Here is a 19,884-nt window from a genome sequence, read left to right as displayed (position 1 = left end):
GAACGGCAGTTCTGCTGATCGCGCTCTGAGCGTAACGGACTGCGATCAAATGGATTCTGGCGATCGTCGGCGCGAACGAACGAAGGGACGACGGGAATAACCGCTGCCGGCCATCAATTGAACTCGGCAAGGAATGTCCCTGCAGACCGCGACAATCGGTGCTCTACGAAGAGGCTCTGAATACGGCTACCCTCGTTTAAATCGATGCTTCTCAATCTGGTAGGACTTTCAGGCAGTGCCGCCCGATCCCAAGATCGCAGATTCCGCGCCTAACGCGCCCCAGCTCACGCCGTATGACGAGCAACATGCCGTCACCTATATGCGTCTGCTGGATGCCGAGGCCGATAACGCTGATTGGCGCGAAGTTGCGCGGATTGTGCTTGGTATTGATCCCACCCTGGATCTGGATCGCGCCCGCCGTACTTTTGAAAGTCATCTGGCTCGCGCCAAATGGGCGGCGCGTCACGGCTTTCGGCATCTCCTGCAGCGCGGTTGGCCGAATAGCGAGGAATGAATGCGTTCGAAACGGACGTCACTTCTGCTGATGTCCGATCGCAAAATGTGATCGTCCCATCGCGTAACTGCATTTAACAGCGACTATCTGCGTTTGTGCAACCATAAACCGTCACATTTGTCGGGCTGCAATTCCTTGCATGTGCGTTAAGAACATACGGGGAAAGTGGTGCGATGCCAGGTGCTGACTGGAAATCAGAGGAAGCCTATCCTGACGCCAAGAAAGCAGAAGCTGTGGACATAGCCTGGGAATGGCTGCGCCGCAATTGCGAGTACCAGCGGGACTATATGGCCCTGGCCGCCAGCCAACGATCCAGCGCGACGACGGATCACTTCCGACAGCGATGGGGGCTGTCTTTTCGCAGCTGATCCGCAAAAGACGTTCGACCAACAAGCCATTTTCTGGGCGCCTGAAGTGCTGTCGACCGTGCTGCCCGTGCGCGCAGCTGTCCGCTCGGCGGCGTCCAAACGGTATGACCTGGATTTCAGCAAACTAGCGGATAGCGAGCTTCGTTGCGCGCCGGATGGATGGCATGCCGTCGTGGCGCTCGGAGGAGCGAAGCATCGCCTTTGGCTAGCAGAACTGCCACCGGAGGGCTCATCGGTTGCTGTCGACCTGCCGCTCGATCGCAATTTCGAGGTTCGTGTGCGGGCAGCTCGTCGACTTTGGCTGGCGCTCGAACGGCGGCCCATCGGACCATCCCCTCTGACGCTGCCAATCTTGACCCGTCATCGGCTTATCCTCGCCATGCGTGCAGTCGATGGGTCCTTGGAAGGAAACAGCTATCGCGAAATCGCGCAAGGCCTATTCGGCAAGCATCGTATTCCCGATCGCGGCTGGAAAACAGACCATCTCCGCAGCCGGACCATTCGCCTGGTCCGGGCGGGGCTGCGTCTCATGCGAGGCGGCTATCGCGCATTGCTCCGTCGCAACCGCAAAGACAAGGGCGCGGGGTCCTGAGCTTTTGGTTGATGGTGCGGCCCTGATACCTCACAAGACGATTGTAGTCGGCCGGTTTGAAGGCGGAAAGGTTTCTGGCGGGGCGCGGTTAGCGTTTTGGACTGCGGGTTGGCCGCGGTACTCGCCTAAAAATGAGCCTCGCCGTCCATCGGGAACGGTCTGCACGTGCAAATGGACGCTAGCATTATTCAAAGCATCGATCGAACTTCTGCTAACACCGATACGCGGTTAGGCGGCTTCCGGAGTTGCGGCCTTTTTACAGAGCCGAGCGACCCATCGGCAAAAGGCACGAGCGATCTCGGGATTGTCACTTCGGTCCACCGCATAGGCCCGATACTGCATGCCGCTTGAAGTGCGCGATCCTGGTATCACATGGAGCGCCCCTGTCCGCACGAGATCGCTGACAATAATTTCAGGCGCCACCAGCAGGCATTTTCCGGTCATGACGGCCGGCAAAGCAAGGTAATTATGATCGTATCGCGCCCCCGACTTGATGTCCTTTGCGGAAAGGTTCATGGCTCTAAGCCATGTTGGCAGTATGTCGGGCCGCGATGTGATGTTCAGAATTGGCATCGAACGGACAGTTGAGAGCGTTTTTCCCATGACGTGATTTGGAGAACCTACGCATACGAGCGTCTCATTGTAGATCGCCCAATCGTCGGCCGGTTCAGCGATACAAAGATCGCGAGTGAGCAAGATGTCGAAATTGTCGGAGGATCTCGGCGGAGACAATGAACTGATCACGTCGACGACTACGCCGCCCATCTCGGCAGAGAACGCCTGGAGATTCGGAATCAGAAAGGAGTATGCGAAGGTGGAAAGAGACGTGTGGACCACGATTCGATTAGCGTCCGTTCGGCTCCTACGCCGCATCCTCTTCGCGGTGAAACACACTGTGTCAAGCGGTTCTGCAACGGCGTTCGCGAAGAGCCTTCCGAATTCTGTCAATTCGCTCCGTCGGCCTCGCCGTTGAACAAGATCCGTGCCAAAGTAGTCTTGTAACACAGACAAATAACGGCTGACCGAGCTCTGTGTCGTTCCCAATGTGCTCGCTGCACGCGTCACGCTTCCCTCACGCGCAATGGTCACAAACACCCGGATAGCATTGAGGGGCACTTCATCGTGTTCGGCAGCCATTTTCTGCTCCGGTAGCTCCTGGAATGTCCGCTGATTGTCACGGCGGGGCATTGCCGGAAATAAATGCTCCATCACATTATTCGATGTGTATATCCGGATCGCTGCTTATAAACGATATCTCACGCACAAAATCCGCCTTCTCGGTATGGTTCGTGCGGTCTAGCCCGCAACTACGATTGCTGTCGACGGTTCTTTAAGAGGTGATCTCCAGGCGTCGGCAAGGCGGCTAACCGTTGATCCCAGTCGACATCGAGGGCCGTCTAAACGACAGGCCCGCATCTTAAGAGCGTTTAGAATTGCGCCCTACAGAGCGCGGTGCTGAGTGCCGTCTCAAAATCTCGACAGCAGTATCAGCAGCGTTCAGCGAAGGAAGCGAGCTTCAGCCGCCTTAACCTCGTGCATATTCTGGATTCTGAAGATCTCATCCACCGGCAGAATATCCTTGTAGACGTTCTGGACGCCGCCGTCGGCGATGATCCGGCGGAAGGTCTCCTGCATGGCGGTCGCAGCAGCACGGATGCCGTAATTGCCATAGATCATCATGCAAATATTGCCCAACGTTTTGACCCGCTTGGCGTCGAGGTCAGGGTAGGCGTTTGGGTACGATCACCAGCGGCACCGATCCGGTCCAGGCGCGCGAAAAGCTTTCGATCTCGGAAGGATTTGCCCTTTTCGAATGGATCAGGATCATGTCCGCGCCAGCCTCCGCATAAGCGTGCGCCCGATGCAGGGCCTCCGCTTCGCCGAGGCTGGCAATCAAGGCTTCGGTGCGGGCGATGACGAGGAAATCCGGGTCCGATCTGGCCGTGATGGCGGCCTCGATCTTCCCCTGGAACTCTTCAACGCGCAATAGGTGCTGACGGCCGTCGGCAACAAGGCTCGTTAGTTTTGGAAAAGTCTTGTCCTCGATCACAACGGCGCTGGCGCCGGCCCGCTCATATTCCGTGATAGCGTGAATGACGTTAATGGCATTGCCATAGCCCGTATCAATGTCCGCGACGATCGGCAGCCTCGTGCGTCCGGCGATCGCCCGCAGCATGTCGAGATGCTGTGTCATTGAGATCAGGCTCATGTCCGGCAGCCCATAAAGCGCAGACAGCTCAAAGCCGGACGCCCACAGTCCGTCAAATCCGGCTTCTTCCGCGAGAATTGCCGAAAATGGGCTGTGGGCGGCCATGATGTGGACCAGGCCAGTCTCGGCCATGCGGGCGCGCAGGCTTTTGGCAGGGGACATCAGAATATCTTTCAGGACAGGGTCGCGCAGGCGGCGATGATTCGGTCGCAGGCGCGGTTGAGGTCCTCGAGCGAGGAAGCATAGGAAATCCGGATATAGGGCGAGACCATGAAGCCGCTGCCGGGCACGACAGCTACGGCGAAAGCGTCGAGCAAATACATCGCAAAGTCACTGTCTGTTTCGATCAGCTTGGCGTCCGGCGTGCGCTTGCCGACAACCCCCTTGCAAGAGGGGAAAACATAAAAGGCACCGTCCGGCACACGGCAAGCAAGCCCCTTGGCCTGGTTCAGTTTGGCGACGACAAGGTCGCGGCGCTCCAAAAACGCGCGCACGAACTCTTTGATATGGTCTCGCCTCCCTGACAGCGCCTCGAGCGCGGCATGTTGAGAAATCGAGCTGGTGTGCGATGAGGTCTGGCCCTGGATGAGGTTCATGGCCTTGATTAGCGCCACAGGCCCGGCACCATACCCGACGCGCCAACCGGTCATCGCGTCAGCTTTGGACACGCCATTGACTGTTAAGGTGCGCTCGTAGAGATCCGGCGCGACTACGGCCATTGTTGCGAAGCCGGCGTCGTAGGTGAGCTTTTCATAGATGTCGTCGGATAGCACATGCACATGGGCATGCTCGCGCAACACCGCTGCGAGCGCGAGCAAATCACCTCGGCTGTAGACTGCGCCGGTCGGATTGCATGGCGAATTCAACATCAACCATTTGGTGCGCGGCGTGATCGCCTTCTTCAATGCCTGGGGGCGCAGCTTGAAGCCATCGAGTTCGCTGCAGGCGACGAGCACCGGCTTGCCGCCGGCCAGCGCCACCATGTCGGGATAGGAGACCCAGCATGGCGTTGGGATCACAACCTCGTCGCCCGGATCGAGGCTGGCAAATAGTGCGTTGAACACGACCTGCTTGGCGCCGCAGCCCACCGTGATCTGGTCAATACCATAATCGAGGCCATGATCGCGACGGAGGCTCTCGCCGATCGCTGCCCGCAGTGGCTTGATTCCGGCGATCGCCGTGTATCTCGTCTTCCCGTCGCGGATGGCTCGGATGCCAGCTTCACAGATAGCGGACGGCGTGTCGAAATCCGGCTCACCCTGGCTGAGCGTAATCACATCGGCGCCCTGATCGCACAGCTCGGCGGCGCGAGCCGTCATGACCTTGGTTTGAGAGGGACGGACGAGCTTGAGCCGTTCTGAAACGAGAGACAAGACACAATATCCTTCGAGTTCGAATGAGCGGTTTCGTGGGGATCTATCCGAACGCGAACGACCAAACTAACCTGGTGATCGCGGCATTGGATAAAATCATCGAAGATTACGATAACTGTATCGCTTCTTCGTGCGGCTCTGTTGGGCCGTTCGCAGTGCGTTGCGTCTTCGCTCTCCCTCTTCATCAGCCTGCGCCAGGAGTACCAACCATCGCATGTTCGCAAGCTTACATCGACTTATTCGATGAATGTCATTCTGCCGTAGCAGTTCAGGTTTTTAAGGTCGCACACAATCGCGAATATGCCTGATGACACAAGCGCCCAATTTCGGTGGTCCGCCAATGTCAGTGCCGATCTAAGAATTCGCGGGCGTGGCATTCGTATGAATGGAAGTGGAATCGGAGGCGGTGATGACCCATATCGATCTGACGCGACGGCAAGCCATCGCAGGCGCCGTTGCCGCAAGCATGTTGGCCAGCACAGGCGCCGGTGCTGCGGAGGGTGAGCCTAAGACATTGACGCGTCGCCGCCTCAAGGTCGGCATGTCCGGATTTCCGCGATCCTTCGACCCGGTCATCGCGACCGATACTGCCATTCGCCGGATCATGCCGCAGCTTTTCGATACGCTGATCACCTTCGACCACGCCCACGACATGGCGCTACGGCCCGGCTTGGCCGAGCGTTGGGAGCGGATCAATGCGCAGTCACTGCGGCTGTTCTTGCGCAAGGGAGTGGCTTTCCATGACGGAACGCCTTTGACGGCCGAAGATGTCGCCTTTAGCCTTGGTCCTGACCACCTGCTGGGACCTGGACGCAGCGGAATGTCCGAGGCGCCTCAGTCGCTTGATCGGCTCGAGAAGGTCGAAATCGTCGATCCTTACACTGTCATTGTGCATGCCAAGGGCGGCGACGCGCTCCTCGAGCAGCGCCTGGCTGCTTGGGGATCGGAGATCGTCAGTCAGCGCGCCTTCGTGGCGGCGGGCTCGTGGGAGCGCTGGACCACAGCCCCTGTTGGAAGCGGTCCTTACAAGCTCGTCGACCACAAGCTCGATATTCTCGTCTCGTTGGCCGCCCACGATGCCTATTGGGGCGGTCGGCCGCCGTTCGATGGCATCGACTATCGCATCATTCCCGAGCTTTCCGCCCGCGTGAACGGCCTGCTCGCCAGCGAGCTTGACATCGCCACTGACATTCCGCCGGACCAGTTCGCGAGCGTCCAGAAGCGTGCTGATCTCGAGGTCGTGGGTGGTGCAGTGCAGAATATCCGCTCGCTCGTCTTCGATCAGACCGATGCCATCTTGAAGGATGCGCGTGTTCGCCGTGCGATGAGCCTTGCGCTCGATCGCAAGCTGATCGTGCAAAGCTTGTGGGAGGACCGGCTCCCGATTCCGAACGGATACCAGCTGCCGAGCTACGGCGAAGGCTACATCCACGAATTTCCCTCGCTTGCCTATGATCCCGGCAAGGCCAAGGAGCTGCTGACCGAAGCGGGCTACAAGGGAGAGCAGATCACCTATCGTTTGCTCAGCAATTACTATCCCAATCAGGTCTCGGGCGCGCAGACCATGATCGAGATGTGGCGTGCGGTTGGCCTGAACGTCAAGATCCAGATGATGGAAAACTTTGCGCAAATTCAGCGCCAGCCGGTGCGTGCCATCTTTGATACGTCCAATACGGCGCTCTTTCTGGATCATCTCGGCCATCCCTGGCGTGAATTCGGTCCGAGCGGCACCCTGCCAAAGTCGATCGGAGTCTGGAGGAACGAGGAATACTTCGCGCTCGGCGCCAAGCTCCAGGACATCGTCCAGGCCGAACAGCGCCGGCCGATCATCCGTCGCATGCTCGAGATCATCAACGAGATCGATCCGCCTTGCGTGATTCTGCACGTCTCGGGCCAGTTCTATGGCAAGCGCCGCGATGTGCCATGGCTGCCGGGACTGACGCTCGACCTCAATTTCGGCCCCTTCAACAGAGCTCTGATCCGGACCTGATCGCGAGATGACGCACACCTTGAATCGACCATTGTCCGACAGCGATCCGCCCTTGGAGCTAGCCCTCGGGCAGAGTGTCTTGGCGATGACCTGGTTTGACGACAATCTTGCCGCTGGCGATCATGCGATCCTGTTCAAGGTCTCGCAGCCGATTCGGGAGGACAGCCGCGTTGCCTGGGAGGCGCGGACGCTGCGCCGCATTCATCAAAGCGTGGCTCAGAACTGCGCCGACGATCTGACAGCGCGCCGGCAAGTAGCGAAGGGCCTTGAGATCGGATGCGAGGTCAATGCTGCTGGAGGTGCCCGGCCCATGCTCGAAAGCTGCACGAACATCGACCATTCCGAAGCGCATGGTAGGATCTCACTTCGGGAGCATTCGTGCTCCTTTGCCGACGTTGTCGATGCCAGCGGTTCCAGGCGCGCGCGCTCACCTGTCGCACAATTGTCCCGCTGGGTAAGCACGCGTGCCGCCGATCGCCGAATGTCGGCGGAGTTGCCATTCGAGGATGCCGCTGTCGCATCGTTGCTCTCCTGCCGTGGCAAGGGCTTCGTTCAAACCGAGCTGATGCGGCCCCTATGATGCGGGAAGGGCAGGGACCTCGCATGGAGGCGCTTCTTCAGATCGCAGGTTTGCGTGTGGCGTTCGACGGTGTGCCGACGCTGCGCGGAATCGATCTCACTCTTAAGCGTGGCGAGTCGCTGGGCATGGTCGGCGAAAGCGGTTGCGGCAAATCCGTGACATGGCTTGCCGCGCTCGGACTGTTGACGCGCCGCGCTAACATAACGGGCAGCGTACGCCTTGCCGGAGAGGAGCTGCTCCATGCGCCGGCCTCTCGCCTCGATAAGGTGCGCGGCGGGCAGATCGCCATGATCTTCCAGGACCCGGCGAGTGCGCTTAATCCTGTGCACACGGTGGGCAATCAGATCATCGAGGCCTTGCGGCTTCATCGCGGCATGGACCACCGCACGGCGCTTGCCGAGGCGCGACGTCTGCTCGACCAGGTCGGTATACCCGATGCCGCGCGCCGGCTTGGCGCCTATCCGCACCAATTATCCGGCGGGCAGAGCCAGCGCGTTGTGATCGCCATGGCGCTTGCAGGGCAACCCGACATCTTGATCGCTGATGAACCCACCACCGCCTTGGATGTCACTATTCAAGCGCAGATCCTTGAGCTTCTGCGGCAGATCCAACGCGAGACAGGGATGGCGCTGGTCCTGATCTCGCATGATCTCGGCATCGTCAGTGAGATCTGTGAACGCGTACTGGTCTTTTACGGGGGGCACATCGTCGAAGAATTGCCCACCGACCGTCTCTTCGACCAACCTGCTCATCCATATACGAGAGGTCTTCTTGCGGCTCTTCCAAGTCTGGATGCGCCGCGGCAACGCCTCTTCCCCATTCCGGGGGCCGTGCCAAACGCAGCTGATTTTCCACCAGGCTGTCCTTTCGCTCCTCGTTGCGATCGGCGGATCGGACACTGCAGTGAATGGGCGATTGAGCTCGCCTCGCTGGATGGCGATATCGGACACAGGGCTGCCTGCTTGCATGTCACGAGCGAACCGCACCAGGGCGAAGTCGTGGCTGCATGACCGAAACTGCTCCGCCGATCCTCCAAGCCGATGGGCTTGTCCGTCGATATCGCTTGCCAAAGGGCCTTTTCCAGCGTCCAGCGATGGTCCACGCGGTCAATGCGCTCTCGCTGCAGCTGGCTCAGGGCGAAACGCTCGGACTGGTTGGCGAATCCGGCTGTGGTAAGTCCACGACGGGCCGGCTCCTGATTGGCCTGGACCGACCAGATGCCGGCTCGGTGACCTTCGACGGAGAAGCTTTGCCTGCTATCGGCGATATTCGATGGCGCCGGCTCAGGATGCGAATCCAAATGGTATTTCAGGATCCGCTAGGTGCGCTCGATCCCCGCCTGACGATCGGCGCGCAAATAGCCGAGCCGCTCGAAATTCATCGGCTTGGCAGCAAATCGGAACGAAAGGGGCGGGTCAATGCGCTTCTTGCCGATGTGGGGCTTAGGACCGATCACCTCAGGCGCTTTCCGCACGAGCTTTCAGGCGGCCAGCGCCAGCGTGCTGTCCTGGCCCGAGCGCTTGCGACCGATCCAGATCTCATTGTCTGCGACGAGCCAGTATCGGCGCTCGACGTCTCGATCCAGGCGCAAGTGATCAATCTTCTGCAGGATCTGCAGGAGCGGCGGCGCATGGCGATGATCTTCATCAGCCATGATTTGCGAGTAGTCCGGCTGATCAGCGACCGGATTGCTGTGATGTATCTCGGCGCCATCGTCGAGGAAGGCGCCTCTGAGGCGGTTCTTCTGGATCCTTTGCATCCCTATTCGCGGGCGCTCGTTTCCGCGGTGCCCAGGCCGGGAAGACATCGGTCTCGCACGATCCTGCAAGGAGATCCGCCCGATCCGGCTGCGCGACCGGGCGGCTGCGCATTCCATCCTCGCTGTCCGGTAGCGCTTCCACTTTGCGCGCGGTTCGTCCCAAAGCTCAGATTCGTTCCCGACGGGCGCCGCGTCGCCTGCCATCTGATCGGCGATCATGGTGCCGTATTCGAGAAGGAGGAATGATGGCTCGCTTCATCGTGGTCCGCTTGGCGCGCGCGTTGCTGACCATCGGAATTGTGGTCACATTCGCATTCGTGGTGCTGCGCGCCGCTGGTGATCCCGCCCGTGCGTTACTGTCGCCGGAAACCCCGGCGGAGGCGGTCGAGGCCTTCCGAAAGGCCTGGGGGCTCGATGCGCCACTCTGGGTGCAATACCTCAGATACCTCTTTGCGGTCGGTCATGGTGATCTCGGCCAATCGATGCGTGACGGGCGTTCCGCGATCACCGTCGTGGCCGAGCGCATTCCCGACACGCTGATGCTGACTGCGCCGGCACTGATCCTCAATCTGTTGATCGGCATTCCGGCTGGCATCTACGCGGCTCTCAAACGAGATAGCATCGCGGATCGATTGGTGATGATGGTAGCGGTCGTGGGCTTCACCGTGCCATCTTTCGTGCTTGGCCTCGTGTTCGTACTGGCGTTCGCAGTCGAGCTCCCCTGGCTCCCCTCGGGCGGCGCCGGCACTTGGCAGCATTTGGTGCTGCCTGTCGTCACCCTCGGTCTGGGCGGCGCAGCCGTTTTGGCCCGCTTCAGCCGCAGCGCCATGCTCGAGGTACTTGGGCAGCCCTATATCCGTGCCGCCAGCGCCAAGGGTGTGCCTTGGGCGAGCGTCGTGACCGGCCACGCTTTGCCCAACGCCGCGATAGCGGTGCTGACCATCGTCGGCTTCATGGTTGGCAATCTCATCGCGGGAACGGTGCTCGTCGAAAGTGTGTTTTCGTGGCCAGGCATTGGCAGCCTGCTGGTCGTCTCAGTTGCGAGTCGTGATTTGGCTGTCGTCCAGTGCATCCTGCTCGTTGTGGCCGCCGCCATGATTACCACCAATGTCGCGATCGATCTGCTCTATGGCGTGCTCGATCCACGTATGCGCGCGTTGCGCTCTGGGAGGCGATAATTGTCGAGCATTTCCGCAGATCGAGTTCTGCCGACTTCGAGGATGCGCAGAGTGTGGTGGTGGCGCGACCGCGGGGTCGCAATAGCGGTTGCGTGGCTAGGTCTCATGCTTCTTGTCGCAATCTTCGCTGATCGCCTCGCCCCTTATGACTATGCAGCTCTCGACCTTCATCATCGCCTCGCTGCACCTCTTGGCCTCGGCGGAACCATCGCGCATTCCTTCGGTTCGGACGAACTCGGCCGGGACGTGCTGGCGCGCCTGATCATATCCATCCGCATCAGCTTACTTATTGCTTTCGGAGCGACGTTGATCGGTGCCGTCCTTGGCATTACGCTTGGAGTTTTGGCCGCTCACTTCCGAGGCTGGGTAGAGCAGGTCATCCTCGGTTGTGTTGATTTCCAGGCGAGCATGCCGTTTCTCGTTTTGGCGCTCGCGGTGCTTGCTTTCTTCGGCAACTCTCTGCTCCTCTTCGTGGGGCTCATTGGTCTGCACGGATGGGAACGCTACGCGCGTGTCACCCTCGCGCTTGCCATGAGTTCCAACGAGCAAGCCTATGTGATCGCCGTACGCCACCTTGGCGCAAGGCCATGGCGCGTCTACCTGCGCCACGTCATGCCGAACATCGCGTCGACCTTGATCGTCACCATGACGCTCGCGTTTCCGGACGTCATCTTGCTCGAGAGCGGCCTTAGCTTTCTTGGACTTGGAGTGCAGCCTCCGCTTACGTCGCTTGGCAATATGGTCGGCTACGGTCGTGACTATCTGACCCGTGCTCCCTGGATCCTTGTGCTCCCTTCGCTGGTCATCTCGCTCACCACTTTGTCGATTTCGCTCGTTGGCGATTGGCTACGCGATCGGATCGATAAGACATTATCATGAGCCGTACCGGCAAGGCCAAGCTGTGTGCCGGGCTTCGCGAGCGTGGCGATATCACCAATCGGCTGCATGAGCTAATCATGCGGTGACGTACACGCGCACCATCATCTTGGGCGTGAAGGCGAAACTTCAGAGCAGGCCATAATCTTCTGTCTTGCTGCATGCGGCCTTGATGATGAGCTCGGTATAAATGTCGGCAGCAGACGACGGCGCTGCGCGCGAGCATCACCTTTGGATTCTTGATCTTGAATCTGCGGCTGGCGGGACAATGGCAGAGGTCTCTCTGGTCGGAAAACGAGAGAGGATACGGATCGCGCGCTGTTCGCGGGATCGGGAAGTCGACCTAACCCGGGAAACCAGGCTTGTGGCGCGACATACGATCGGTGCTGGTGGGCGTGAATTGTATCGAGTCTCGCGCGTGCAGTTTGCACTGAGTCTAGGCCATCTTAAGACCTGGCTACTCAATGACCAAAGAGTCGCGTTTGGCGATCTGATCGAGCACTGCCTGTCTCAAGCTCATACAGGCCGGAAGTCGGCTGGCAGAAAGAGCCGAGGTTCACTTTCGGCCTGTTTTGGCGGGCCGATTCCCGGTGACCGCCACCTGCGACGCTCACTATGCCTCACCTGATCGGCAATGGACTCAACTTTAAGGTCGTTCCTTTGGCATTCAGCGCGACCGGCAATAGTAAAGCTCGTGCGGACCCCATAGTACTCACAATAAGTATCGGCCAACGCAGCCTTAGCTCTGACCAAGCCATCTGGGCGCTGCAGACGCGCTAACCTGACAGAGGCGGCTGAGATTTTAGCTGCAGATGCAATGTGCCCACATTCTATCCGCTGAGGTGCTGCTATCACGAACACGCAATAGGAGGAGCCATAAAGCTCCGTCAAGCTCTCAATGGAATTTCTTGGGTCACTCTGGGCGTCGACCCGCGATTGATATTGCGCCTGGTTTTAAAGCCGATCGCGCTTTCTTGGCACTGCATCATCAAATCAGAACGTCTCATCGCACGAGTAGATGTCTGTCACCGAATGTTTGCGTCCCAACGATACAGCCTCGCCCGCACAAGTTCTGACCCAGAGGATAGGGCAATGACATTCTCAAATTTGAGCTCTCCACATCGAACGATCAAACGGCTTGTTGTGACAACAGCGGCAGGCCTATTCGCGTTGGAAGCGGCACAAGCAGCTGATCTTCCCGTTAAGTCGAAAGCGATCGAGTACGTGAAGGTTTGCTCGCCATATGGCGCCGGCTTCTACTACATTCCGGGCACGGACACCTGCATCAAGCTGGGTGGTTACTTGCGCGCTGACTTGGCGTTGAACAGCAACAGCGACTTTGACCCAGCAGCTAATGGTGTGGCGGGAGCTCGAAACCGCCTCAGTAATTACTACACCTGGCGGTCGCGGGAGAGCTTGAGCATCGACACGCGCACTGCGACCGAGTACGGCGCGGTTCGCACCTTCTTCCAAGGCGTGTTCAGCTGGACCTCGGGTGGCTCTACCGGGGCCGGTACAGGCGAGGTCGGAGGCGCAACCACCTATAACGCGGCTGTGGCCGGAGGACAGGGCAGTGGAGCGATCGCACAGGGATCGCTCGGCGTCTACTCCGCGCTTATCCAGTTCGCCGGCTTTACCGTGGGAAAGGCGGTCTCGCAGTTCTCTGCGCCTTGGACTAACTATCCGGCGAACGAATATGACGATCTACCCGGTGGGGTGGCTGGGTCACTGGCGTGAACCAGTTGACCTATACCGCCGACTTCGGCCAAGGCATCACAGGGTCGCTCTCGGCCCAGGATCAAGTCATTTATGGTACAACCAACATCTGGAACGTGAGCGGCGCCACGGCTGCCGGCCTCGCGACGGGGGCCTACGGCGCCGACGACATCGGCGCTTCGCGCTCGCCTGATCTTATCGCGATGGCCCGCATCGACCAGGCCTGGGGCCTCTTTCAGGCGTCACTTGCTGCGCATGACAACCATGCGGCCTATTACGGCGCTGACGAAACCACTGGCCATCCAGGCGACAAGTGGGGCTGGGCTGCTCAGTTGGCCTTATCACTCAAAAACATCCCGACAGGGGCGGGTGACACGATTAACCTGTCCGCCGCGTATACGAATGGTGCGACCCGCTACAACTTCAACGACCTGATGGTGACCACATACGCGATGTACGGCGGTACGGGCATGGCTAGCGGTTACCAGAGCGTCGGCCTGGCCGGTCTGTCTGACTCCGTGTTCGTTGCGGGCGCCGGTCAGGAGTTGACCACGACCTACGGCTTCCGCGGTGGCTACACCCATAACTGGAATCCGCTTTGGAATACGGCCATTTATGGCGGGTGGGCTGCCGTTCGATATGGAAACACTGCCAAGGGCTATATCTGCAATGCTTTCGTTGCGGGACTTGCACTTTCGAGCGGCATGGCTGGCTGTAATCCCGACTTCAATTACGGGGCTGTTGGCGTCGTCACGCGCTGGACCCCGGTCAGGAATCTAACCTTTACGGCCGACCTCGCCTACACCATGCTCGACCAAAAATACGCGAGCGGAAGCACGGTAACATTGCCGCTGCAGTCGGCTGTCGCCAAACCAGCTGCTACCTACGCGTTAAAGGACCAGAGCACACTGACACTGCTGCTCCGAGCGCAGCGCAACTGGTGAGTCTCGGCCAAATCCCAGCGAAAGGAGAAAAGACAAAGGCTCTATGCATTCCACGTTAACCTCCAAGGAGGCCTCCGGCATGCCCGCCGGGGGCTTCCTACATCTATGGCCAACTTTTGGTCAGAGGGGCGCCCTCGGTCCTTTTGCGCAGATAAAAGCTTCAAGTTGAACAGTGAGACACCGAAGGCTCTTGGGAGATCGAATGCGCCAGTATATGCATTGCAGGCTCAGCTGTTGAATGTTGATTGGGAACGGACCAGGGGGCGTACTGGAACCGAACTCAGGACGTAATTGGAGCGGCAATCCACCAGGTCTATCGCCCGAGTGGGGATCGCCCGATCGCTGTCCTCTCTCCGGGAGAAAGGCCGAGATCAGGGACCTCAAGGCACAAATTGAGAGCATCGAGGTGGATCAGCTCATTCCTGTCACTGCGTGCTGGAGCATGGCCCGGCACCGCCCATTCTCTCGAGGCTCAGTCTCGATGAAGATCAGTGTTCGAGACATTCGCGATCTCCTTGTCGAAGCGGGCGCAAGCAGCCCGGCATCGCGTTTGTTTGAAATCCATCGCTCGGCCATGGAGGAAATGAATGATTCTGTACCACTACACATCCGCCGCAGGTCTCCATGGAATCGTGGTCAGCCGCTCGCTATGGACGTAACACTATCGCTTTCTCAACGATACATCGGAGTTTCTGCACGGCTGGAAGATCGTCCTCGACGCAATCGACCGTCGTGGCGCCGAGATCAAAGATATCTCATCGCTTGCCTGGGAGACGGTCGCACTCTTTCGTCAACATAGCAGCGAAATTCATGGCTTCGTCGGATCTCTGACGTCTGAAGGCGATCTGCTCTCGCAATGGCGAGGCTACAATCGTGGACAAGGATTCTCAATCGGCTTCAGTGCAGACTGGCTTTTGCAGAACGCTGCAGCCCAGGATTTTGATATCACGCCGGTCCTCTATGACACAGAGCAACAGCGAGCGGCGGCTGATAGGGCGGTGACGCTGCTCATCGGACGCCTGGTGGAAGGAACGGATGAGCCGGAGGGCGCCCGCGCGCAAGTCAGGACCTGGTGGCCGCATGCGTTGAAGACAGCTCTTGTTCTCAAGAACCAACACTTCCAAGAGGAGCGGGAGTCGCGCCTGATTTGGGTTGGAGTTTCCTGGCCTGGCGACCTGAAGACACGTGTCTCACCAGCCGGACTTGTTCCTTACCGGGCTTGTCTGTTCGACAAAGTCGTCATCAACAATGCTGCTCTTCATCCCAATAATTGCGGCATCGAAGAAATCATCATCGGGCCCGCGTTGGGACGACAGCAAATAATCGCCGCAGAAGCCCTACTGGCCACACGTCGTATGCGCTTGACGATCAAGCGCTCGGAGATCCCTTATATTGCGGACTGAGCGGCTTGCGCTTCCCGGTCCGGGCGGCTTTCAAATGATCTGTAGTCTCCTGTCTCGCGCTCTTGAAGGCGTTCGATCTTTGCGCGATAAGAAGCAAACAAACAACTTGCGACCGATTTCCAGATGGCTTTCCGATTTCGCCGTAGTTTTAAGATTATCCCGGGCGTCCGCTTAAATCTAAGCGGCAGTGGAGCGAGCGTCTCGCTTGGCCCGCGCGGACTGCATTACACCATCGGGCCGCACGGCACGAGAACGACGTCGGCCTGCCAGGCTCGGGGGTTTCGTGGACGTCCTATCAGCCATACGCATCGGTCGGCGCATCGCCGCCCCCTCTGCCGGAAGCGCCCAATTCCCCAACCCGTGAACCAATCGGCACTGTCATCGACAGTGCTTCGATCGATGAACTCGTCGCCAACTCGACCATCGAGATTGCACAGACCTTGGCAGCCGGCCGATCCCGCTGGCGCCGATACAAGCTACTCATCGCGCTATTGTCGGTGCTCTTCGCGTTCGGTGCCCTCAAGCTCGCGGCTTCAGCTTCGGCCGCTCCTCCTGTTGCAGCCTTTGTCCTGACTGCTGGGGTGGTTCGCGCTCCGATGCGCAGCGCTGATCGTGCGTCGGACAGGAAACGGCCTCAGCGGTGCCGGGAGATTTGCTGAGTCGATGACTTCTCGCGCAAGCCAGAAGCTAATTCAGAAACGCCAAAGCTTGGCAGATTCCTCAGGGCAAGTCGATCAGCCGATGCGCAGAGTTTCGGCGCTCATCTTGCCCGAACGACCAGCCATCAGCTCGTAGCTGACCCGAACGCCTTCCGCGAGATTGGTGTAGCCGGCCTTCTCGACCGCGCTGATGTGAACGAAGACGTCAGCTCCCCCGTCTTCTGGCTGGATGAAGCCGTATCCCTTGGTCGCGTTGAACCACTTCACAGTCCCCATTGCCATTGCATTATTTCAAACTGAAGTTCCGCGATCTAATCGAAGAGCTGCCTGACCCACAACCGTTTACGCTGAGGACGGTTCCTGCTGGCGATCGGTCGTGGCGGCGCAGCCGGCAATGGCGGTCGCTCATCGCCAGCTGGCTCATCGGCCTGTGCCTCGGGCTGGCCTTGCGCCACACATCGATCGAGCTTCTCAAGGGCCTCAAGGACCTTCCGTCCCTCCTCAGTGATGGTCCAGTATCCCACCTCCCGGTCGATGAGCTTTTGTCCGAAGATATCGAGGTTCGGCTCGCGGCTTGCGATGCGCTTCATGCGCGCCGGCCACTCGGGCCCGCTGGTGTAAAAGATGGCCAAGTGCTGTTTGACGAGTTCAAGTCTGGCTCGGCCGCCCGGCTGCCCGGCAAGTATCTTCAGTATGGACAGCTGAAAGCTCACATGCGCACGCAAAGGTTCAATGAAAGCCCGACAATACCGGCGCTACCTAAGGCCGGGTAGCGCACATCATCGCTTTTCAAACGGAAACATTGCTGGGTAAGGCTAACAAAGGGGGCAGAGTACCGGATTCCATATGCAGCCTTCGGACTCGCCACTTTCATGTGCCCTCGCAGCTCGGGTCGTGCTGCTTGTCTCGGCCGAGCCGCTCGCCGCCCACAAAACTGCCGAGTCGGGACACGACTCGGTGTTCTTGTTATATTCTCATGGCGTCCATGAGCGGTCGACCCCCAAGCTGGCGCATGCCGTCACCCAAACAGATGAAAAAGGGGCTGCAGCCGCCGAGCGGAATGTGTCCGGTGTGAACGAACTAGATCAGCGTGCGCGAGGCCAAAGAAAGGGGAAGTCACCATCGACGTCTATGGCTTGCTGACTTCTGACCCCACTGCCGAGAGCACTTCATTTTCCAAGGCGCCAAGAGCGGGATCGAGGCCGCGCAGCTCATCAATGTGATTGCATATCGATATCTGTGATCCAGTCGAGCAGGCGCGAGCTTACAGAGCTCGTGACGAATCAATCCCGCTAGGTCTTCCTAACCGATGAAATTGCGACCCACCGTGTAGTCGCATCGCCGCCCTCTCGGGCTGAGCGCGTGCGATGCCGGTTGTCTTGTTTGCGACGTGCTGTCGATCCCGCGACAGGTCGGCTTGGATGAGAGGAAGCATTAGTCAAGCTGTCGCAGTTGGCATGGGCTTTGAACAGTGAGATCCCATCGATTGCTCAGAAGTGCAGGGATGGGTTGCGGGATGATAAGTCTTCAGTTCATGGCATGGATCGGGTCCGAGTTCGGGCCTCCAATCTTTGGCATCAACCCAGTGGCCTGCGCATGAATCGCCTCCGCAATCGACCTCGCTCGATCCCGATGCGCGCGGTCACCATTGCGCGATTGCGGTGATTGGCCAATTCTGGCGCGGCATTTGCAACCTCTCCTTCGCGCTTATCGCATGCGAAAATCGGGGCCGCGCTAGTCGAAGCCCAGCGTCCAAGCCGTGGTCCGTTTTTGCGTCTAAACGTGCGGTCGCACGAGGCTGCCCGCGAGCAGCATCGCGGGCTGACCGCGAATTTACGTCAGAACGTAATACTCCCGTGAAAAAAGCGGTATTTCGTTCGCCCACGCAAACGGCGACATGATTATATGGACAAGATAGCCAAGACAAAGCCGGCATTAATCTCGCGACCAGAAGGGACGAGACGGGCGGCTATCCGTCGCTTCTCTATCGAGCTCGGCGAAACCGCGAAACTCGCGTTGCCAATGGTGCTGACGCAGGTTGGGCAGATCGCGATGATGACGACCGACCTTGCCTTCATCGGGCGCATCAGCGCTGAGGCGCTCGCCGCGGCAGCGCTGGCGGGCCGGATCTATTTCATTAGCGTCACCTTCGGCGTGGGACTACTAAGTGCCATCGCGCCTTTGGCGGCGCGAGCGTTTGGGGAAAATAATCTAGGCGCGGTACGGCGTACGCTGCGCATGGGCTTATGGGCGGCCCTGATCCTATCATTCCCGATCATTGTTGTGGCGCTGCGAGCAGAGAAAATACTGCTTGCGATGGGCCAGGCCCCAGATGTGGCGCAGCTCGCCCAGCAATACCTCTTCGGATTAGCCTTCGGCGGGGCTCCGGCACTGGCGTTTTTTGCTATCCGCAGTTTCATGGGCGGGGTCAATCGGCCACAGCCAGTCTTCTGGATTACGTTATCAGCCATCCCCCTCAATGCCTTGCTGGTCTATATGCTGGCCTATGGCAAGCTTGGGCTGCCCCGGCTCGAGCTGTTCGGGGCAGGTCTTGCGACCACGCTCGTCAACTGCAGCATTTTTTTGGCCGGGTTGTGGTTCGCTGCACTGCGCCGGCCGTTCCGTGACTACCATGTCTTTGCGCATCTCTGGCGTTTCGATTGGCGCGCAATGCGGCAGCTCATCGCAATCGGGACGCCGATCTCCATCGCTTCATTGATCGAGTCGGGACTATTTTTGGCCACGTCGCTCCTTGCGGGCTTGATCAGCACCAGTGCACTGGTCGCTCATCAGATTGTTGTTCAGATTGCCGCGATCATGTTTATGATTTATCTCGGCGTTGGCACGGCCGCGGCCGTACGCGTCGGCCATGCCGCCGGCCGCGACGACCGTGCAGGCGTCAAGCGGGCAAATCTGGCAGCGATGTTGCTTGGTATTGTCATAGCCGCAACGCTAACGCTTACGCTGATCGCCGCACGTTTTGAGATCGTCGAGCTGTTTCTGGGCAGATCGGCCGGCGATTCCGAGGCAACGATTGGCGTTGCTGCAAAGCTCATCGTGGTCGGCGCAACCCTCTTTATCACTGACGCGGCCCAGTGCATTGCGGCAGGCGGCCTGCGCGGACTGAGGGACACGCGGGTGCCGCTTCTGCTTGCTGCCTTTGCTTGGTGGCTGATCGGCTTTTCGCTCAGCTATTGGCTCGGTCTGAAGATGGGTCTGGGCGCCATTGGTATATGGATTGGCTTGTCGATCGGAACGACTATCTATGCGGCGCTCCTTGTCTTGCGGTTCCGCCACTTGACAAGCCGCGCTCACTGAGGGTTAGAAGGGACAGTTACAAGCATCTTATTTTTCGATCATTTCATTTCAAAAAGCGATAACCAAAGTGGTTAGCTCGCTTGAGAGCGAGTAGGAATCCTCAAGGCGTCTTCTGGCGATTTGCAGGAGTTCCAACTTGTCACCCTTGGCAGAATGGCTCTGCGTCCCTCCCTTCGATAGCAAAGCCGACAAATCGTGCGGCCCAGCGGCGCGCACGGGGATCGATGCGATCACGCTTCGTCAGGGCACATCAATTTTCGACAGGTCGACCGGTGTCTCCGAGCTCCACAACTGCGGAATTCCTGTCAAGCACACGAGATGCATCGCAATCGCCGGAATCGAACCGCCGCGCGAAACGAGCCGAAGGCAGCATCAGCCCTCGATTTCAGGCTCAATCGCGACTAC

General features: G+C 59.0%; 18 protein-coding genes and 1 pseudogene. 14 read left to right on the top strand and 5 right to left on the bottom strand.

What is annotated here, in order from left to right:
• Window positions 1-235 precede the first annotated feature (235 nt).
• The 3 genes from IVA81_RS10780 to IVA81_RS10770 all read left to right on the top strand — a co-directional run bounded on the left by IVA81_RS10780 (window position 236) and on the right by IVA81_RS10770 (window position 1,474).
• Window positions 236-514 carry a DUF2285 domain-containing protein gene (locus IVA81_RS10780; protein ID WP_247315996.1) on the top strand — a complete coding sequence of 93 codons (279 nt, stop codon included), beginning with the start codon at window positions 236-238 and terminating at the stop codon, window positions 512-514.
• 173 nt (window positions 515-687) lie between these two features.
• The gene (locus IVA81_RS10775) at window positions 688-882 is read left to right on the top strand and encodes a DUF6499 domain-containing protein (protein WP_247315993.1); all 195 of its coding nucleotides are present in this window, start codon (window positions 688-690) and stop codon (window positions 880-882) included.
• Window positions 883-928: 46 nt separating this feature from the next.
• Entirely contained in the window at window positions 929-1,474 is a 546-nt protein-coding gene (locus IVA81_RS10770) for a DUF2285 domain-containing protein (RefSeq protein WP_346659385.1), read from the top strand.
• 228 nt (window positions 1,475-1,702) lie between these two features.
• Here the strand turns inward: IVA81_RS10770 and IVA81_RS10765 are convergent, their stop codons facing one another.
• From IVA81_RS10765 to IVA81_RS10750, 4 genes are all read right to left on the bottom strand, one after another.
• Window positions 1,703-2,611: a LysR family transcriptional regulator gene (locus IVA81_RS10765; protein WP_247315991.1), complete on the bottom strand. Its 909-nt coding sequence runs from the start codon at window positions 2,609-2,611 to the stop codon at window positions 1,703-1,705.
• 360 nt (window positions 2,612-2,971) lie between these two features.
• Window positions 2,972-3,154, bottom strand: a complete 183-nt coding sequence (locus IVA81_RS10760; RefSeq protein WP_247315989.1) for a hypothetical protein — start codon at window positions 3,152-3,154, stop codon at window positions 2,972-2,974.
• A gap of 40 nt (window positions 3,155-3,194) precedes the next feature.
• A complete protein-coding gene (locus IVA81_RS10755; RefSeq protein WP_247315988.1) occupies window positions 3,195-3,845 on the bottom strand; it encodes an isocitrate lyase/phosphoenolpyruvate mutase family protein in 651 nt (216 codons plus the stop codon).
• Between the two features lie 11 nt (window positions 3,846-3,856).
• Window positions 3,857-5,056 carry a pyridoxal phosphate-dependent aminotransferase gene (locus IVA81_RS10750; protein WP_247315986.1) on the bottom strand — a complete coding sequence of 400 codons (1,200 nt, stop codon included), beginning with the start codon at window positions 5,054-5,056 and terminating at the stop codon, window positions 3,857-3,859.
• A gap of 23 nt (window positions 5,057-5,079) precedes the next feature.
• Between IVA81_RS10750 and IVA81_RS10745 the strand changes: the two genes are divergently transcribed.
• From IVA81_RS10745 to IVA81_RS10705, 9 genes and pseudogenes are all read left to right on the top strand, one after another.
• Complete coding sequence (locus tag IVA81_RS10745) at window positions 5,080-5,364, top strand: hypothetical protein (RefSeq protein ID WP_247315984.1); 285 nt, start codon at window positions 5,080-5,082, stop codon at window positions 5,362-5,364.
• 101 nt (window positions 5,365-5,465) lie between these two features.
• Entirely contained in the window at window positions 5,466-7,046 is a 1,581-nt protein-coding gene (locus tag IVA81_RS10740; RefSeq protein ID WP_247315982.1) for an ABC transporter substrate-binding protein, read from the top strand.
• A 79-nt stretch (window positions 7,047-7,125) separates the two neighbouring features.
• Window positions 7,126-7,626: a hypothetical protein gene (locus IVA81_RS10735; RefSeq protein ID WP_247315980.1), complete on the top strand. Its 501-nt coding sequence runs from the start codon at window positions 7,126-7,128 to the stop codon at window positions 7,624-7,626.
• 23 nt (window positions 7,627-7,649) lie between these two features.
• Window positions 7,650-8,636, top strand: coding sequence for an ABC transporter ATP-binding protein (locus IVA81_RS10730; RefSeq protein WP_247315977.1), 987 nt, complete (start codon window positions 7,650-7,652; stop codon window positions 8,634-8,636).
• Window positions 8,633-9,631, top strand: coding sequence for an oligopeptide/dipeptide ABC transporter ATP-binding protein (locus IVA81_RS10725; RefSeq protein ID WP_247315975.1), 999 nt, complete (start codon window positions 8,633-8,635; stop codon window positions 9,629-9,631). Before IVA81_RS10730 ends, IVA81_RS10725 begins: the two co-directional genes overlap by 4 nt.
• The gene (locus IVA81_RS10720; protein WP_247315973.1) at window positions 9,631-10,563 is read left to right on the top strand and encodes an ABC transporter permease; all 933 of its coding nucleotides are present in this window, start codon (window positions 9,631-9,633) and stop codon (window positions 10,561-10,563) included. Before IVA81_RS10725 ends, IVA81_RS10720 begins: the two co-directional genes overlap by 1 nt.
• Window positions 10,564-10,605: 42 nt before the next feature.
• Window positions 10,606-11,442 (top strand): ABC transporter permease, encoded by an 837-nt coding sequence (locus tag IVA81_RS10715; RefSeq protein ID WP_247316053.1) that lies wholly within the window; start codon window positions 10,606-10,608, stop codon window positions 11,440-11,442.
• A 1,089-nt stretch (window positions 11,443-12,531) separates the two neighbouring features.
• A pseudogene (locus IVA81_RS10710) lies at window positions 12,532-14,099 on the top strand (porin).
• Between the two features lie 692 nt (window positions 14,100-14,791).
• Window positions 14,792-15,502, top strand: coding sequence for a DUF2971 domain-containing protein (locus IVA81_RS10705; RefSeq protein WP_346659386.1), 711 nt, complete (start codon window positions 14,792-14,794; stop codon window positions 15,500-15,502).
• Window positions 15,503-16,236: 734 nt separating this feature from the next.
• Here IVA81_RS10705 and IVA81_RS10700 read toward each other — a convergent pair.
• Window positions 16,237-16,443: a cold-shock protein gene (locus IVA81_RS10700; protein ID WP_247315969.1), complete on the bottom strand. Its 207-nt coding sequence runs from the start codon at window positions 16,441-16,443 to the stop codon at window positions 16,237-16,239.
• Here IVA81_RS10700 and IVA81_RS10695 point away from each other — a divergent pair.
• Together IVA81_RS10695 and IVA81_RS10690 are read left to right on the top strand one after the other, a co-directional pair.
• Window positions 16,443-16,934, top strand: a complete 492-nt coding sequence (locus IVA81_RS10695) for a hypothetical protein (protein WP_247315955.1) — start codon at window positions 16,443-16,445, stop codon at window positions 16,932-16,934. The genes IVA81_RS10700 and IVA81_RS10695 overlap by 1 nt on opposite strands.
• Before the next feature lie 1,132 nt (window positions 16,935-18,066).
• Entirely contained in the window at window positions 18,067-19,479 is a 1,413-nt protein-coding gene (locus tag IVA81_RS10690) for an MATE family efflux transporter (protein WP_247315952.1), read from the top strand.
• Window positions 19,480-19,884 lie beyond the last annotated feature (405 nt).

Origin of the sequence: Bradyrhizobium sp. 141 (assembly GCF_023074055.1) — a bacterium.
In the GTDB taxonomy this organism is placed as follows: domain Bacteria; phylum Pseudomonadota; class Alphaproteobacteria; order Rhizobiales; family Xanthobacteraceae; genus Bradyrhizobium.
Note: the sequence above shows the minus strand (reverse complement) of the source record. Positions and strands in the feature narration are given on the sequence as shown.

Excerpts from the sequence above, each read along its gene's own strand:
- IVA81_RS10775 (WP_247315993.1), top strand. The coding sequence starts at position 688 with ATGCCAGGTGCTGACTGGAAATCAGAGGAAGCCTATCCTGACGCCAAG.
- IVA81_RS10765 (WP_247315991.1), bottom strand. The coding sequence starts at position 2,611 with ATGGCTGCCGAACACGATGAAGTGCCCCTCAATGCTATCCGGGTGTTT.
- IVA81_RS10760 (WP_247315989.1), bottom strand. The coding sequence starts at position 3,154 with ATGATGATCTATGGCAATTACGGCATCCGTGCTGCTGCGACCGCCATG.
- IVA81_RS10755 (WP_247315988.1), bottom strand. The coding sequence starts at position 3,845 with ATGTCCCCTGCCAAAAGCCTGCGCGCCCGCATGGCCGAGACTGGCCTG.
- IVA81_RS10745 (WP_247315984.1), top strand. The coding sequence starts at position 5,080 with ATGAGCGGTTTCGTGGGGATCTATCCGAACGCGAACGACCAAACTAAC.
- IVA81_RS10740 (WP_247315982.1), top strand. The coding sequence starts at position 5,466 with ATGACCCATATCGATCTGACGCGACGGCAAGCCATCGCAGGCGCCGTT.
- IVA81_RS10730 (WP_247315977.1), top strand. The coding sequence starts at position 7,650 with ATGGAGGCGCTTCTTCAGATCGCAGGTTTGCGTGTGGCGTTCGACGGT.
- IVA81_RS10725 (WP_247315975.1), top strand. The coding sequence starts at position 8,633 with ATGACCGAAACTGCTCCGCCGATCCTCCAAGCCGATGGGCTTGTCCGT.
- IVA81_RS10720 (WP_247315973.1), top strand. The coding sequence starts at position 9,631 with ATGGCTCGCTTCATCGTGGTCCGCTTGGCGCGCGCGTTGCTGACCATC.
- IVA81_RS10715 (WP_247316053.1), top strand. The coding sequence starts at position 10,606 with ATGCGCAGAGTGTGGTGGTGGCGCGACCGCGGGGTCGCAATAGCGGTT.
- IVA81_RS10700 (WP_247315969.1), bottom strand. The coding sequence starts at position 16,443 with ATGGCAATGGGGACTGTGAAGTGGTTCAACGCGACCAAGGGATACGGC.
- IVA81_RS10690 (WP_247315952.1), top strand. The coding sequence starts at position 18,067 with ATGGACAAGATAGCCAAGACAAAGCCGGCATTAATCTCGCGACCAGAA.